This is a genomic window from Levilactobacillus lindianensis (assembly GCF_003946095.1).
Taxonomy (GTDB): Bacteria; Bacillota; Bacilli; order Lactobacillales; family Lactobacillaceae; genus Levilactobacillus; species Levilactobacillus lindianensis.
Map to the genome: position 1 here is coordinate 16,415 of NZ_RHOD01000007.1, position 15,946 is coordinate 32,360.

A 15,946-nucleotide genomic window follows, 5' to 3' on the forward strand; every position below is an offset into this window, starting at 1 on the left:
ACCAAATTATTGGGAAACAATTCCTTGTGATATATTTGGCAATCTTGGCCTTTTCACGTTATAACTGATCATGGGTAAGCAAATAGACGGGTGATTTATTAACAACTCTAATTGCTCGGCTTTTCACCCGATCGTCCGAAACCTGGTCTCAGACGATCCTGTTGGCAGTCGTTTTCGTTCTCAATTTGGAAAGGAAGGCTTCTAGCTTATGTCACAGTCACAAAATTCCGTATCGTTAAAACACTATCAAATGTACATCAACGGTGAATTCAGAGACTCCGCTTCTGGTAATCTCATCACCGTGATCAACCCCGCTACCGGGGAACCCATCTCCACGGTGCCGAGTGCAACGCTCGCCGAGACCCGTGAGGCCATCGATGCCGCCTACGAGGCTCAGAAGACCTGGAAAAAGGTTCCAGCCGCGACTCGGGGACAATATCTCCACGACTGCGCCACTGAAATTCGGAAGGACCAAGACCACTTGATCGCCATGCTCCAAGAAGAACAAGGCAAGATTAAGTCACTGGCCACCACCGAAATTCTCTTCTCCGCGGACTACTTCGATTACATGGCCAGTGCAGCCCGGACTTACGAAGGTGAAATCGTTCAGTCCGACAACCCTAACGAAAACATCATGATTGCAAAACAGCCAATCGGGGTTGCTGCCGGGATTCTCCCCTGGAACTTCCCATTCTTCCTCATTGCTAGAAAGATGGGTCCGGCACTGGTAACGGGGAACACCATCGTGATGAAGCCAAGTACCGATACGCCAAACTTAGGGCTAGAATTCGGAAAGATCTGTGACCGCGTCGGCATCCCTAAGGGGGTCGTCAACATCGTCACCGGACCTGGGGCCGTCATTGGAGACGAACTCTCCAAGAATAAGAAGATTGGTATCATCAGCCTGACCGGGTCCGTCAACTCCGGAAAGCGTGTCATGGCAGCGGCTGCCACCCATATGGCTAAGGTTTCCCTGGAACTCGGTGGGAAGGCACCAGCTATCGTCTGCAAGGACGCCGATATTGACCTGGCCGTCCAAGCCATCATTGACTCGCGAATCGACAACAACGGTCAGCTTTGCAACAACTGTGAACGGATCTACGTTCAGGAAGATGTCGCCGAAGAATTCACCCAGAAATTAGCCACCAAAATGGCTGCCGTCACGGTGGGTGATCCGATGGATGATGAGTCCGTTGGCATGGGGCCTCTGATCAACCAAGCTGCCCTAGATAAGGTAGCCGGAATGGTCGACCGGGCCGTTCAAGCCGGCGGAAAAGTGGTCGCCGGGGGCCATGTCTTAAACATCGCCAATGGCTTCTACTACGAACCAACCGTCATTACCAACGTGACCCAGGATTCCGAGATTGTTCAAGACGAAATCTTCGGCCCAGTTCTGCCCGTCTTAACCTTTAAGACCTTAGACGACGCCATTAATATGGCCAACGACAGTGACTTCGGGTTAACCTCATCCATCTTCACTCAGAACCTCGACAACGCTATGCGTGCTGCCAATGAGTTGGAAGATGGGGAAACCTATATCAACCGGTTCAACTTCGAAGCCATGAATGGGTCTCACTCTGGCTGGAAGGAATCCGGGATCGGTGGTGACGATGGGAAGCACGGGATCGAAGAATTCCTGAACACCCACGTCATCTACCTGCAAGGTCACCCTGAGAAAGCGCAAGGCTAATCGACTTTACCAAAAAAGTTTGGGATGCGTGCCCAAACTTTTTCTGTGAAAACACGTACTCTACGGTGAATTCGTGAACTTTTCTCATTAAATTCCAATCGATACAAACGTTATTATGTCGGTAATTAACGCCGATTTAACCGGTGAAAGCTCTTTTGAAAGCGCTTGCTTTTTCACCCGTTTGTGTGATAATGATCATTGTACAGGCAAACACTAAAATCTACTAAACGAGGTGCCAATTATGAAGATTCAAGCTGCAGTTGTTGATAAGCAAAATGCTGATTTTGAAATTCGTGATGACGTTGAACTGACGGACATGGGTCCTGATGATATTCAGGTCCACATGGTTGCTAGTGGGATTTGCCACTCCGATGAAGCCTTACGGACCGGGGTTGCCGTTATCGACTACCCAATCGTCTTAGGGCATGAAGGTTCCGGGATCGTTGAAAAGGTCGGCCCCGAAGTTACCCAGTTTAAACCTGGCGACCACGTCGTTCTGAGTTTCTATGGCTGTGGGAACTGTAAGAGTTGTCTCAAGGGGATTCCAACCCAATGTGAAAACTACGCGGCCAACAACCTCTCTGGGGTTCGTCCCGACGGCAGTGCGCACTTTACGGAAAACGGCAAGAAAGTTGCCGACATGTTTGACCAAAGCTCCTTCACTTCCACGACCGTGGTTCGTGAACGGAACGCCGTTAAGGTTGATAAGAGCCTTGACTTACGGAAACTCGGGCCGCTGGGCTGTGGGTACGTTACCGGTTCCGGGACTGTGCTCAACACCTTGAAGCCAAAGCCTGGTGACACCATCGCCGTCTTCGGGACGGGTGCCGTTGGGTTAGCTGCCATGATGGCCGGCCGGATTTCCGGCTGTACCAAGGTCATTGCCATCGATATCGTTGATTCTCGTTTGGAATTAGCGAAGGAACTTGGTGCTACCGATGTCATCAACAGTAAGAACGTTGACGATGTCGTCAAGGCTGTTCAAGACTTGACCGGTGGTTACGGGGTTAACTACGCGGTTGATACGACCGGTGTTGCCAGTGTCATCTCCAACTCCATCGCTGCCTTGGCTCAAGGTGGGACCTCGGCTGCCATTGCCGTTACCAACCACCACATTGACCTCGACACTTGGAATGACCTCTGTGTCAACGACAAGAGTGTCATCGGGGTTAACATGGGTGACTCCATCCCTCAAATCGACATCCCACGCTTGATCGAATTCTACAAGCTCGGCATGTTCGACTTTGATAAGACTGAAAAGTTCTACAAGTTCAGTCAGATCAACGAAGCCAACGCTGACTCCGTTTCCGGGAAGACCATCAAACCAGTTCTGGTCATTGATGACAGTTACGTTCCTGGCAAATAACCATTAAAAATTTAGTCACAAAGAATCGGGATATCCTGTGAGGTATCCCGTTTTTTGTGATCTTTTAAACTGACTTATTCACCAGTTAATTCAATTTTTCCAGGCTAGCTAAGGCCGTCAAAAATGCCTGGCGACTGCTGCTAACTGGTTGCCAGTTCAACAATTATCGTTCTCGCTGATTGCTGACCCGCTGACTGACCCGCATCATCAGTTGGGCCTCCTTTACCGCTGGGTTAAAGGGAGCCAGACAATTTACCAGCCAATTGATCGTAAGGCAAATGTAAGGAATTATTGGCTTCGTTACTTTTACAATGCCGCCAATCATGAAAAAAAGCCGAATTAAAATCTTGTTTGCATGATATCACGGTGATATCATAAGGCTATCATCAGGAGGCACTTATCATGGCAAAAGAATCACAGAAGCGTTTTCTCTTACGACTCGATGAAGGACTTTTCAAACGGATTTCGGATGCCGCGGACGCCGATGGTCGGAGCATCAACGCCTACATCGTTCAGGTGCTCTCTAAGGCCGCTCCGGCAGGAAACTGGGAACAGCGGCAGTTGATCGGCCGCGCCATCCCAGGCAAAGAATTAGACGTTAAATCTGGCCTGGTCTTAGTCGCCGGGATTTACTATCGCTACCTGTTGGAGTCACCGGAGAAACCAGACAAAGCCGCAAAGTATACAATCATCGAGAGCCACGGGAATATCTTGACGTTGAAAAAAATCTAGGGGGAATGAACATGTTCGGTATTCGAATTGTTCGACAAAATAACGAAGGTTTAGTGGAAACATTGGGGAAGTACAAGCACACCGTTTTACCAGGGATTCATTTTTACATTCCTGGCATCCAAAAGATCCGGACCGTCAGCTTAGCCATGTCACCACTGGCCCTGCCAAATTACTCAGTCATCACCAAGGATAATGCGGACGTTTCGGCGAGCCTGACGCTGAATTACCACGTCACTAATGCCGTTAAATACCAGTACGAAAATACCGACTCCGTCGAATCCATGGCCCAGCTGGTGCGCGGCCACTTGCGGGATATTATCGGTCGGATGGACCTGAACCAAGCCTTGGGGTCCACGGCCAAAATCAACCAGGAGTTGGCCACGGCCATTGGTGATTTGACCGATACCTATGGTATTAACGTCGACCGAACCAATATCGATGAGTTGACCCCTTCCAAAGCCATCCAATCCGCCATGGATAAGCAACTGACGGCCGACCGGGAACGAATCGCCGCCATCGCTAAGGCCGAGGGGGAAGCCAAGTCCATCGAGTTGACCACCAAGGCCAAGAACGATGCCCTGATGGCCACCGCCACGGCCCAAGCCACCGCTACGCGGACCCGGGCCGACGCCGAAAAATATCGGATCGACACGGTGAACTCCAGTCTGAGTTCAGCGACTAAGGAATTCTTTGAAAATCAATCGATCTCGGCCTTCAGTGATCTCGCCAATTCACCAGCTAACGTTGTGGTCGTTCCCAGTGACCACGTGGCCGACCTGGGTCAGATTCCTGCCATCGGCGCCGCACTGAAGAGCGGCCTCGCCGATGTCACCCCTAAACCCAAAAAGTAAACGGCAATAGCTGACGACCATCTGGCCGCCAGTTTTTGTTTGCCCGCATTTCATTGCCCTCCCCTTACCTGGGCGGTAAACTGGAGTCAATTAAACTCATGAGGAGGTCTTAACATGGTGACTCGCGAAGAAATTTTCACCTATACGGAAGATAATTACGGTGTCACGCCAGAGTACACCTTCAAGTCTTTCCCAAAGTACGCGGCCCTCAAGAATCGTCAGGGCAAATGGTTCGGACTAGTCATGAATGTGCCCCTAAACAAGCTGGGACTGGAAGGCACCAAGGAGGTCGACATCCTCGACGTCAAGGTAGATCCCGAACTCGGCAGTATCTTCCGTAGCAAATCCGGTTACCTCCCGGGTTACCACATGAACAAGGAGCACTGGATCTCAATCATTCTGGACCAGGACACGGATCACGACTCACTGTTCCAGCTACTGGACAGTAGTTATCAATCAATTATTAAATATTAATAATTAAACAGTAACAATTATTAGTTCGTATTCAGGCACATCTTTGCATTAATACAAAGTGTCAGTCCACACCACACGCTGTGCCTTCCCAGAAAAATATGAGTTAATTTATCACGACAGTCTCAGCCGTGAGGTCGGTCAAAATAGGCTCAGCCAGGGGATTTACTGGTGTTTTCGGGAACCGAAAGCACCAGTAAACAGCGACTTTGAAACGCGGTTTGAGCGGTTCAAAGCGAGGTAAAAGACCGCTCCTCAGGCTTTTACCGCCCTCCCCCTAGCGTTCCAGCCTATTTTGACCGCCCGGAAGGCGCAGCGTTCCACTCAATTTAAAATTTCCAGTTGACACACTTTTTCCCCAGGGGTACACTAGCCTCAATTCAATAAATCGTCCGAAACAAACCATTGAGGTGGAGATCAAGATTATCGTGCACGTCAAGAGAGCCGTCGTTGCTGAGAGTACGGCCGAACGCAGATAGTTAAATGGACCACCGAGGGCTTCCCCGAACCATTAGAAGTACGGGAAGACGTGCGACATACGTCAGTTGTCAGGGAAATGTTAGTTTCCTGTGGAGAGGGGCGCGGTCTCTTTTTCGGGACACGTCTAATTAAGGTGGCACCGCGGTTAAAACCGTCCTTAACACATTGGCTGTTGAGGGCGGTTTTTTGTATCCAAATTTAACCGAGGGGGATTCACTATGTTGACACGATGGCAAAGCTCATTATTCTTTCTAAACCCAACTAAACTAACTTTTGGAGGAATTTATAATGAGTTTATTAACCAAGAAACAAGCCTTACTACTTTGCGGCGTTATCCTAGTCGGGGGCGGCATCTTCGCCGTCACGGCACACTCTAAGACTACTAAATCGGCAGCCCAACAGACCTTGAACCTGTCACAGACGGCTCCAATCACCAGTCTCGACGTCGCCAAGATTACCGACAGCGTCTCCAGTACCGCCCTGAGTCAGGTGGGTGAAGGCCTCTACCGTTTGAACGCCAAGAGCCAAGCGGAGAATGCCTTAGCAACTAAGACCACGGTTTCCGATCGCGGTCATCGCTACACAATTGACCTGCGCCACGATGGCAAATGGAGCAATGGCGATCCGGTAACGGCCCAGGACTTCGTCTATTCATGGGAACGAACCCTGAACCCGCAATCTAAGTCGGAGTTCACCTACCAATTCGCCAACATTAAGAATGCCACGGCCATCGCCGCCGGCAAGAAATCCCCAGCATCCCTCGGGGTTAAGGCTGTAGGCAAATATCGCCTCGCAATTACCCTCAGTCAACCAGCCGCTTATTTCAAACAAATGCTGGCCAGCACCACCTACTACCCCTTGAATAAAAAGGCCGTCAACAAGTACGGCAAACAGTACGGCTCATCCGCTAAGACTACCGTTTACAATGGGCCATTCGTCCTGACCAACTGGACTGGAACCAGCGATACTTGGACTTTAAAGAAAAATGCTCGCTACGCCAATGCCAAGTCAGTTAAGCTACAACAACTCAACTACAAGGTGATTAAGTCCACGGCAACGGCCTACAGCCTCTACCAGTCCAAGCGACTGGACGCCGTCACCCTGGATGGTGAACAAACCACCCAGAACAAGAATAATCCTAATTTGAAGTCCCTCTCGCAAGGCCGGATTGGGTTCATGCAATACAATGAAAAAGACAAGGTCGCCGCTAACCGTGACCTCCGGACCGCCATTTCACTAGTTATTAACCGGCAACAATTAGCGACCCAAGTCTTAAAGAATGGATCGCTCCCCGCCAAGACCTTTGGGATTAAGAGTATGCTCAAAAACCCGAAGACTGGCGCCGACTTCACCCAAGACGCCGCAACCAGTACCGTGAGCTACCAACCTACCAAGGCTAAAACCCTGTACCAACAAGCTTTAAAGCAATTGGGTAAGAAGAGTCTGACGGTCACCATCACCTGTGGCGACGATGACGCCAGCAAGAAACTTTCTGAATTCATCCAGAGTGCCTTATCCACTAAGTTAGGCTTAAAGGTTACCGTGCAATCCATGCCCTTTACTTCGATGCTTAGCAACGTCTCCAAAGGAAACTTCCAGATCAACCTGACCAGCTGGAGCATGGACTACGCCGACCCGATTCAATCCTTACAGATTCTGGAATCAACCAACAATTCCAACATGGGTCACTACAGTAGCAAGGCCTACGACAGTGCTCTGGCTGCCGCAGAAGGCATCGACGCGCTCAAGCCAACGGCCCGCTATGCCGACCTGGTTAAGGCCGCACACATCGCGCTCAAGGACCAAGCCGTCACCCCACTCTACGAGGGCCGGACGGGTGTCCTGGTCAACCCGAAGCTAAAGGGTGTGGTCTACAATCAATTTAACGGGAGTGCGGACTATCGAACCGCTTCTGTTGCCAAATAACCGCCAAAAATAGAGGGACGTTGCATTGCAGTGACCGCAAATTACGGTATAATTAGGTGTGATACGACAATTACGCGTTTTCATAACTTCGGTGAGCCGCTGACGTTTTCCTATACGGTTTCACCCGGCGAAAAAACGTTACAGAAAGGTTCCTAAAGTTATGAATGATCAAACCCCTCTACGCCACGATCATTACCCGACGACGAAAGCGGAGTATGAAGCTGAATTGACCGAAACGGAAAACGAACACGCTGCCGAGCTCCAAAAGGTTGAGCAAAAGGTCCAGGGGCAAGTCTCCCGCTACCTCTTGTTCGGTGCCGTCTCGGTAGTCGTCAACATCGTTCTGTTCTACCTGTTCTATCACACCCTGGGTATCGAATACCAAGTCGCCAACTTTATTGACTGGCTGATTAGTGTTCAAGTCTCCTTCTGGTTAGACCGACAGTTCGTCTTCATGCACAAGTCAGACAAACCAATTAAGGAAATGGGCACATTCTACATGACCCGAATTATTACCTTCTTAATTGAAACAGTTCTTCTGTGGTTCGGTGTTTCCGTCCTCAGTGGTAACAAGACCATCGTGAAGGTTATCGGTCACATCATCGCGTTAGTTCTGAACTTCTTCGTTTCCAAGAAGTTGGTCTTCAAGAACCAACCCGCACCTGCCGACTAAATTTAATCGTAAAAACCGAGACCATTTGGCCTCGGTTTTTTTATTCAACTTTTGTATAAATTCAACCGAGTAACTGGTGTATGATAGAAGGTATTCCGAACAGAAGGACCGTGTAGCCATGTCTCTAACGTTTCTCCTCACCAGCATTGGCGTCTTCTTCGTTACCGACACCGATGACCTCATCGTCTTACTCCTGCTTTGGTTAACGGCCAAAAGTGCCCGGCAGAAACGGGCCATTGTCATTGGTCAATATCTGGGAATCACGACCCTGATTGCGGTTGCCTGGATTATCAGCCGGGGAATCATTCATTTTAACGTGGTCCATTGGGCGCGGTGGTTTGGCCTCATCCCCTTATTTCTCGGGATCTGGGGTCTAAAGACCTGGTGGCAACATCGTGATACCACCGATCTCCCGCCACAGCTTACAAAATCCATTCGTTGGCCCTTGGTCTGGGCCATCACCATCAGTAATGGCGGCGACAATCTCAGCATCTATATTCCCTACTTTACTCACCTCACCACGCCGCAATTTGCCAGCGTGGGTCTAATTTCCCTGATTATGGTGGGACTATGGCTCCTATTAAGTCATCAACTAGCCAAATCAGCCATTGCCAGCCGCTTCTTCGCGCGGTTTGGGGCCTGGCTGTCACCCCTCCTCTTCATTGGGATTGGTTTATTAATTCTACTATAGTCAGCCATGTTTCATGTGAAACATTCAAGGAGGCTCCCCATGTCTATTTCCACCCTAACGTTAACCGGCATCAACGCCCGGTCGAGACGTCCCGATCGGGTCACACTGACGCTGACGGATCTCCGGCTATTAACCGGTGACCAACAGCTTGCGCACCTGACCCTTCAAGATCACGTTCTCGGTATCATCTCGGGTCGCGCCTATCGAACCGCACAACAGACACTGGGCATTCGCGACTTTCGTTATTTCTTAGATGAAGCGAACCTCACCCTCGCTCTAAATGACACAGCCCACAATCGTCAAGCCATGGCCGATCTCTTCGCCTTCGCGAACGACCACCACCTCTGGACGACTAAACACTAGCTATAAAGAAACCGTTTGACCAACACCCCTGTTGATCGAACGGTTTTTATTTCGTAAATTTTTAAACTTTGGGTCGTCACATTTAAATCGTATTACTCTTCCAAGGTTTCGCGTAGGACCTGCAGCACCCGCTGTTGCGTCGCCGTTAAGACGTGGGAAGTCCGGGTAACAATACTGGTGATAAAAGCTGGCTGTTCATCATCTAACAGTTCCAGCCGTACGACATCGTCACGGTGCTGATCCACGATATCCGTCAAGAAGGTCACCCCAACATTTTCTGCCAACAGGTTCATGATGACGTGGGTATCGGCAGCCCGAAAAACCACGTCGGGGCGAAAATGATTCCGACGAGTCAGCTTGTTGAAGGCCGTGTTATGAACAAAGCTACTAGTAAAGAGAACAAACTTCTCTCGCTTGAGTTCACTAAAGTAGATCCGTTTACGCTTGGCCAACGGGTGCTGGGCCGAGACGAAGATGTTGAAGGGTTTGCGATCAAACTCCTCGGCCAGTAGTGTCTGGTAAGACAGTGGTTCGGCCGAGCCCAACAAGGCGATATCGGCCTGGCCATCACGCAAGGCGTTACGGAGCCACACGGAACCGCCCTCTAATGTCTGAATGTTTTCGAGTATTCCCAATTCCTGTAACCGGGCCGCCACCCGGGGAAAGTAATGATTTTCAATAATTGGTGGCAGACCCAACACGATGTTCTGTTGGGTCAGGTGATCCAGCTCCTGGTGGGCAATGTCCAACTGCCGCAGAATGGATTGTGCATGCACTGCCAACTGTTGCCCACTATCCGTCACGATCAGCTCATGATGCGCCCGGTCACGCAGAAAAAGCTTGGTGTTGAACTCCGTCTCCAGCCGCTTAACCGCCATGGTAATCGTGGGTTGCGTCACCCCAAACGACGTCGCCACCTTGGAAAAATTTTTTTGTTTAATTAATTGGTCAAAATAAGCTAAGTCTTTTGTGTTCACAATTTATCCCCTCTAAATCAGCGTTTATTCGTTCATTATAAAATAAATTTATAACGGATGCCACATTTGACTATACTTTTGTCAGCGATTTATAGTATGACTCGTAAACTTAATTCGCGATTGGAGGAAACAATTTATGACAACCACTGCCTCAATTTTAAATAACCCCTTCTTAAATAAGGGAACGGCCTTCACTCAGGCCGAACGCCAAGCCCTTGGGATCGTCGGCACGCTTCCTAGCCACGTCCAAACCTTGGACGAACAAGCTACCCAAGCCTACGCACAATTTCAAAGCAAAGCCAATGACTTAGAAAAGCGGCTCTTCTTGATGAACCTGTTCAATGAAAACCGGACGCTATTCTTCCGTTTAATGGATGACCACGTTGTTGAATTCATGCCCATCGTCTATGACCCAACGGTGGCCGACTCTATTGAACAATACAGCCACCTCTTCACCGATCCTCAAAACGCCGCGTTCATCTCCATTGATGACCCCGACAACATTGAAGCAACTCTAAAGAACGCCGCTGACGGCCGCGACATTCGTCTGGTCGTTGTAACCGACGCCGAAGGAATTCTCGGTATGGGTGATTGGGGTGTCAACGGTGTGGATATCGCCGTTGGTAAACTGATGGTTTACACCGCCGCAGCCGGTATTGACCCTGCCCAAGTGTTACCTGTAAGTATCGATGCTGGGACCAACAACCAAACCTTGTTGGATGACCCACTTTACTTAGGTAACCACCACAAGCGAGTTTACGGTGACGTTTACTACGACGTGATTGACCGCTTCGTAACCGCAGAACAGAAACTGTTCCCTGAATCACTCTTGCACTGGGAAGATTTCGGACGCTCCAACGCGCAAGTTATCTTGGACAAGTACAAGGACCAATTTGCAACCTTTAACGATGATATTCAAGGAACTGGGATGGTCGTTCTGGCCGGAATCCTAGGTGCCTTAAACATCTCTAAGGAAGACATCAAGGACCAAAAGTTCTTAACCTTCGGTGCTGGGACTGCCGGCATGGGGATTGCTAACCAAATCCTCGATGAATTGAAGCGTGCTGGTCTTTCTGACGAAGAAGCCCGGAAGCACTTCTATGCCGTCGACAAGCAAGGGTTACTCTTCGATGACACCCCTGATTTAACGGCCGCTCAAAAGGAATTCACTCGTCAACGTAGCGAATTCGACAACGCTGACGAGCTGACGAACCTGGCTGCCATCGTGAAGACGGTGCACCCAACGGTTATGATCGGAACGTCCACCCAACCTGGTACCTTTACGGAAGAAATCGTGAAGGACATGGCTGCTCACACGGAACGTCCTATCATTTTCCCACTGTCTAACCCGACCAAGTTGGCCGAAGCAACTGCTGCCGACCTGATCAAGTGGACCGACGGAAAAGCCCTCATCGCAACTGGGATTCCAGCCGGCGACGTTGACTACAAAGGTGTCACTTACCACATTGGCCAAGGAAACAACGCGCTGATGTACCCTGGTTTAGGTTTCGGGTTGATCGCTTCAACTGCCAAGGTCTTAAATGGCGAAACGCTCTCCGCTGCTTGCCACGCCCTTGGTGGCATTGTGGACACCACGCAAGCCGGTGCCGCAGTCTTACCACCCGTTTCCCAATTAACCAGCTTCTCACAAAAGTTAGCTGAAATCGTGGCCCAAAGTGTCCTCGACCAAAAGCTGAACAAGGAACCTATCACTGATGCCAAGCAAGCCGTTGCTGACATGAAGTGGGTGCCAGAATACAAGAGTGTCGACTAAGACGCCCCATTTCTCGCACTAGGTTCACCCAAAACTGAATAGTAATCCCCTCACGTGCTAGTTCGTCGGTGACTTCTCGCTGACCACGAGCACGTGAGTTACTCTAACATTACTTGAAAGAAGGACGTCTCTCGTGGCTGTTTTATGGAATTCAATTCAAAGTGTCCTCGTCGTAGTCTTAATCATGATTCTTGGTTACGTTCTCCGGCGGCAAGGTTGGTTCGACGACAAGTTCGGCGGTACCATCTCTAAATTTATCAAGAACATCGCACTGCCCGCATCGATCTTCGTTTCGGTGCTAAGTCGGTTAACCCGGGGCCAACTGGTCTCCTTCTCTGGCTACCTGGTCTACGCCTTTATTGCCGTTATCATCGGCTACATCATCGCGTTTGGCCTCGTTCGAATCATGCACGTGAAGCCCGGTCGTAAAGGGATCTTCATCAACGCCGTCGTCAACGCCAACACCATCTTCATTGGGTTGCCTTTGAACATCGCGCTGTTTGGGGATAAGAGTATGACCTACTTCCTGGTTTACTATATCGTCAACACCGTTTCGACGTGGGCTTTTGGGGTCTTCCTAATCTCCAACGATGACCCAACGAAGCCGAAGGAAAAGCATCATAACAAGATCGACTGGAAGAAAGTTATCCCAATGCCACTGGTTGGTTTCTTAGTCGCCTTAATCTTCCTGCTCCTCAACATCCCAATCTTAAAGATCAGCTTCGTTAACTCAACGCTGACTTACGTAGGGAACCTGGTTACCCCACTGTCTCTGGTCTACATCGGGATTGTCTTGGCGGACGCTGGGCTGAAGAGTATTCACTTTGACCGTGACACGATCGTGGCCCTCCTGGGTCGGTTCGTCATGTCACCCATCTTAATGGTGGCGGTTCTGTTGGCTGCTGGTCACTTCGGTGCTAGCTTCCCAACGTTGGCTTCTCAAACCTTGATTGTGCAATCCGCAACGCCAATGCTTGCGGTCTTACCAATCCTGGCTAATGAAGCCCACGGTGATGTGGAATACGCGACGAACATCGTGACGACCAGTACCGTGCTATTCATTATCGTCGTGCCGGTTCTGATGTCACTGATTCAATTCATCTAGTTTCCTAACTTCTAGGGGAGTATACAAAGGGCGCTACCACTGCGGTAGCGCCCTTTTTGTGTTTCACATGAAACATTATCTTCAGTCTAGTAAGTTGTCACCACAGCTGCCATAATCTGCCACTGCCCAGCAATCTGGTGAACCGTCATTTCGGTATTCAAGGGCCACTCGTGCCGGCCACTACCATGAATACTAGCTAGCACCCGGTTCTGACCAGTAACGCGCCACCCATCAGCCTCAGGTGTCACCGTCACGTGGTCTTCTATCGAGGAAAAGTAGCGCATCGTTCCGCGTTGCAGTTCGCCTAGCCATTCGCTTCGAGGTTGAATGTAACCGGTCATATGGGTCAACGTGAAGCCTGGTGCGAGTAGCTTGTCCAAGGCCGCAACATCATCGGCGGCCATGGCCACGTTGTAAGCCTGATATAAATTTAAAATTTCTTCGTTCATCTGTCATCGACTTCCTTACTTCCGGTTAATTCCCAAGCTATCACGAGAACCCAACGTCTTATCGTGAGCCAACCGAACAACCAAGTCCGCAATGCTTTTACGAGAAACGTCGTGGCCGCCAAAGGGTTCCCCCTTCTTCGTCAGGTCATAATCGGTGTCATTGCCGTTGTCAAACCAGCCGGGACGGATGACCGTGTAGTTCAAATCAGAGGCTTCAATCACGTCCGCCGCAGCCCGGTACCCCCGCAGCATCGGATTACTTTGCAGGTTGCCACTCGCACCCAAGCTAGCTGGGATTTCGTTATAAATGCCCATTGACGCGATGAACAACAGGCGCTTCACACCAGCTTCATCCATAGCGGCAACGAGGCTCTGGGCCATACCGCTCAAGTTACCACTCAGCGTGGCGAAGACCACGTCCTGTCCTTGTAAAGCTGCCTTCAAAGTTGCGGCATCGGTCACACTCCCTGTGACAGCTTGTTCGCGGTTGGCATTCAAACGACCTAATCGACTGGTGCTCCGCGCCATCAAGGTGAGGTGATCGGCCGTGTTGTCTAAGAAGTACTGGCGGGTGACGCTACCCACAGAACCCGTTGCGCCAATAATTAAAACGTTTGTCATAATCAATTTCCTCCAAGTAATTTAGTTGATAAATTCAGTGTAGACCCTTGCAGTTACTTCAAGGCAAGATCTAGATTCAAAATAATTATGATTCTTGATGTTCTCCCGGAACAATCAAGAAGATGGCAGCGAATAAAGCCAGCAATAAGAGCCCAGCTCCCATCAGAATTGCGTGTTGGAATCCCGCCACCTGGCCACTAAAGAGGCCTTGAACCGTGACTAAAATTGAGAGGCCAACCGAACCACCAATCTGATGCATCACGTTGACAACCCCAGACGCAGCACCAGCATCGGCACCTTGGGTGTGGGCCACCCCGGCCGCCGTGAAGGGACTCAGTGAGAGACCCTGACCAATCCCAACGATCACCATTGGGGCGGCAATTCCCCACCAATAGCCCACGGCTGGCGTAAAGAAACTCATCCAGAGCATCCCCGCCGCTGTCAGCGCGATGCCAATTACCAGTAGGCCACCATTGCCCCATTTTGCCGTTAAGCGAGCGACTTGCAAGGCCACGATGAAGTTCACGATAGTTAAGGGAAAGAAGGCCACACCGGCCATTAGGGCGCTAAAACAGAGTTGATTCTGCATCAGCTGAGGCGTGATGAACCAAAAGCCCATCATCGCACCCAGATAGAGGAACCGGCCCACATAGGCCCCGATACGTTCGCGATCCATGAAGATTCGTAAGGGCATAATGGGTTGACCTGTCCGGTGTTCCTGATAGATAAAACCCGCCAGGAAAACCACAGCCAGAATCAAGGCCGGTAACTTGGCCCAGTCCCCAATAATGCTGTAAACCAGGGCGCTCATGCCGATTAAGGACGTCAGCGTTCCGATCCAATCTAATTTACCAGACTGCGCATCATCGGTCCGTAAATGTTTAACCGCTAAATAGAACATCCAGATACTAATTGGCACGTTAATGAAGAATCCGACTCGCCAAGTCAGGAGACTGGCAAAGATACCGCCAATCACCAGGCTGACACTGGCCCCGATACCCGCCATCGCCCCATAGTAAGCAATAGCCTTGGTTCGTTCGGCTCCCTCATAGGTATCCATCAGGATGGCCAGTGTGGTTGGCGCCAGGATGGCAGACCCAATTCCTTGAAAGGCCCGAGAGACAATAATCATCGGGGCATTAACCGCAAGCCCCACCAGCAGTGATCCTAAACCAAAGATCACCAGGCCAATCTGGAAAACCCGCCGCCGGCCAAATAAGTCCCCGGCACGGCCACCCAGTAACAGGAACCCACCAAATGTCAGTGAGTAAGCACTGCTGACCCAGGATAAGGTTGCCTGATTAAGGTTCAGGTCTTGGGCAATCTTTACCGTTCCTGTAAAGATAATCGAATTGTCTAGTAGAATCATAAAGTAACTCATGAGAATGACCAGTAAGATCCAGTCAAAGCGTTTATTCTTTGTCATCTGTGTATTTGCTCCTCGTCTTTAAGTGAATGATTAGGAGTTTAGACCTTCATCTACACTTCAAGGCAAGGAAATTTTTGAATTAATTTTGAGAAATTAAAAAGTCACGGTCTGTGGGGAACCCGCGACTTACTGTTATTAGTTCTGAGAGATATATTTGCTGGAAACCTAACAAAAAATGAGTTCTACTTTGTTTCCCCGCGATCTAAGTAAGCCATCATCTTATCAACATCAGTAAATAATGGCGAATCTTCTGGCATTAAACCCAGTTCCTTCACTTCCGCTAAAACCCTGACCCAACGGGAAGGGATTCTCCGTAACTTCAAGCTTTAGACCCAAAAGGACACCCGT

Annotated in this window: 15 protein-coding genes; 11 read left to right on the forward strand and 4 right to left on the reverse strand. The window is 49.9% G+C overall.

The features are described from left to right. The first annotated feature begins 208 nt into the window (after nucleotides 1-208). The 9 genes from aldA to EKM70_RS04110 all read left to right on the forward strand — a co-directional run bounded on the left by aldA (nucleotide 209) and on the right by EKM70_RS04110 (nucleotide 9,243). On the forward strand, nucleotides 209-1,690 hold the full coding sequence (aldA, locus tag EKM70_RS04070) for an aldehyde dehydrogenase (RefSeq protein ID WP_125545494.1): 1,482 nt from the start codon (nucleotides 209-211) through the stop codon (nucleotides 1,688-1,690). Between the two features lie 241 nt (nucleotides 1,691-1,931). Beyond that, nucleotides 1,932-3,056 (forward strand): NAD(P)-dependent alcohol dehydrogenase, encoded by a 1,125-nt coding sequence (locus tag EKM70_RS04075; protein WP_125545504.1) that lies wholly within the window; start codon nucleotides 1,932-1,934, stop codon nucleotides 3,054-3,056. 402 nt (nucleotides 3,057-3,458) lie between these two features. Further along, nucleotides 3,459-3,788, forward strand: a complete 330-nt coding sequence (locus EKM70_RS04080; protein ID WP_125545506.1) for a toxin-antitoxin system HicB family antitoxin — start codon at nucleotides 3,459-3,461, stop codon at nucleotides 3,786-3,788. Nucleotides 3,789-3,799: 11 nt separating this feature from the next. Next, entirely contained in the window at nucleotides 3,800-4,639 is an 840-nt protein-coding gene (locus EKM70_RS04085) for an SPFH domain-containing protein (protein WP_125545508.1), read from the forward strand. Between the two features lie 114 nt (nucleotides 4,640-4,753). Continuing rightward, nucleotides 4,754-5,113 (forward strand): MmcQ/YjbR family DNA-binding protein, encoded by a 360-nt coding sequence (locus EKM70_RS04090; RefSeq protein ID WP_125545510.1) that lies wholly within the window; start codon nucleotides 4,754-4,756, stop codon nucleotides 5,111-5,113. Nucleotides 5,114-5,878: 765 nt separating this feature from the next. Next, nucleotides 5,879-7,516: a peptide ABC transporter substrate-binding protein gene (locus tag EKM70_RS04095; protein WP_125545512.1), complete on the forward strand. Its 1,638-nt coding sequence runs from the start codon at nucleotides 5,879-5,881 to the stop codon at nucleotides 7,514-7,516. 160 nt (nucleotides 7,517-7,676) lie between these two features. Continuing rightward, nucleotides 7,677-8,189 (forward strand): GtrA family protein, encoded by a 513-nt coding sequence (locus EKM70_RS04100; RefSeq protein ID WP_125545513.1) that lies wholly within the window; start codon nucleotides 7,677-7,679, stop codon nucleotides 8,187-8,189. 118 nt (nucleotides 8,190-8,307) lie between these two features. Then, nucleotides 8,308-8,880 (forward strand): cadmium resistance transporter, encoded by a 573-nt coding sequence (locus tag EKM70_RS04105; RefSeq protein WP_125545515.1) that lies wholly within the window; start codon nucleotides 8,308-8,310, stop codon nucleotides 8,878-8,880. A gap of 39 nt (nucleotides 8,881-8,919) precedes the next feature. Further along, entirely contained in the window at nucleotides 8,920-9,243 is a 324-nt protein-coding gene (locus tag EKM70_RS04110; RefSeq protein ID WP_125545517.1) for a hypothetical protein, read from the forward strand. Between the two features lie 92 nt (nucleotides 9,244-9,335). Here EKM70_RS04110 and EKM70_RS04115 read toward each other — a convergent pair whose 3' ends face one another. Beyond that, nucleotides 9,336-10,220 (reverse strand): LysR family transcriptional regulator, encoded by an 885-nt coding sequence (locus tag EKM70_RS04115; RefSeq protein ID WP_125545519.1) that lies wholly within the window; start codon nucleotides 10,218-10,220, stop codon nucleotides 9,336-9,338. A gap of 136 nt (nucleotides 10,221-10,356) precedes the next feature. Between EKM70_RS04115 and EKM70_RS04120 the strand changes: the two genes are divergently transcribed. Further along, a complete protein-coding gene (locus EKM70_RS04120; protein WP_125545521.1) occupies nucleotides 10,357-11,994 on the forward strand; it encodes a malolactic enzyme in 1,638 nt (545 codons plus the stop codon). 133 nt (nucleotides 11,995-12,127) lie between these two features. Then, entirely contained in the window at nucleotides 12,128-13,099 is a 972-nt protein-coding gene (locus EKM70_RS04125) for an AEC family transporter (RefSeq protein ID WP_125545523.1), read from the forward strand. 86 nt (nucleotides 13,100-13,185) lie between these two features. On the opposite strand, the gene EKM70_RS04130 is transcribed toward EKM70_RS04125, so the two are convergent. The 3 genes from EKM70_RS04130 to EKM70_RS04140 all read right to left on the reverse strand — a co-directional run bounded on the left by EKM70_RS04130 (nucleotide 13,186) and on the right by EKM70_RS04140 (nucleotide 15,595). Beyond that, nucleotides 13,186-13,548: a nuclear transport factor 2 family protein gene (locus tag EKM70_RS04130; RefSeq protein WP_125545525.1), complete on the reverse strand. Its 363-nt coding sequence runs from the start codon at nucleotides 13,546-13,548 to the stop codon at nucleotides 13,186-13,188. Nucleotides 13,549-13,563: 15 nt separating this feature from the next. Continuing rightward, nucleotides 13,564-14,169, reverse strand: a complete 606-nt coding sequence (locus EKM70_RS04135; RefSeq protein ID WP_125545527.1) for an NAD(P)H-binding protein — start codon at nucleotides 14,167-14,169, stop codon at nucleotides 13,564-13,566. 85 nt (nucleotides 14,170-14,254) lie between these two features. After that, a complete protein-coding gene (locus tag EKM70_RS04140) occupies nucleotides 14,255-15,595 on the reverse strand; it encodes an MFS transporter (protein ID WP_125545529.1) in 1,341 nt (446 codons plus the stop codon). Nucleotides 15,596-15,946: the final 351 nt, after the last annotated feature.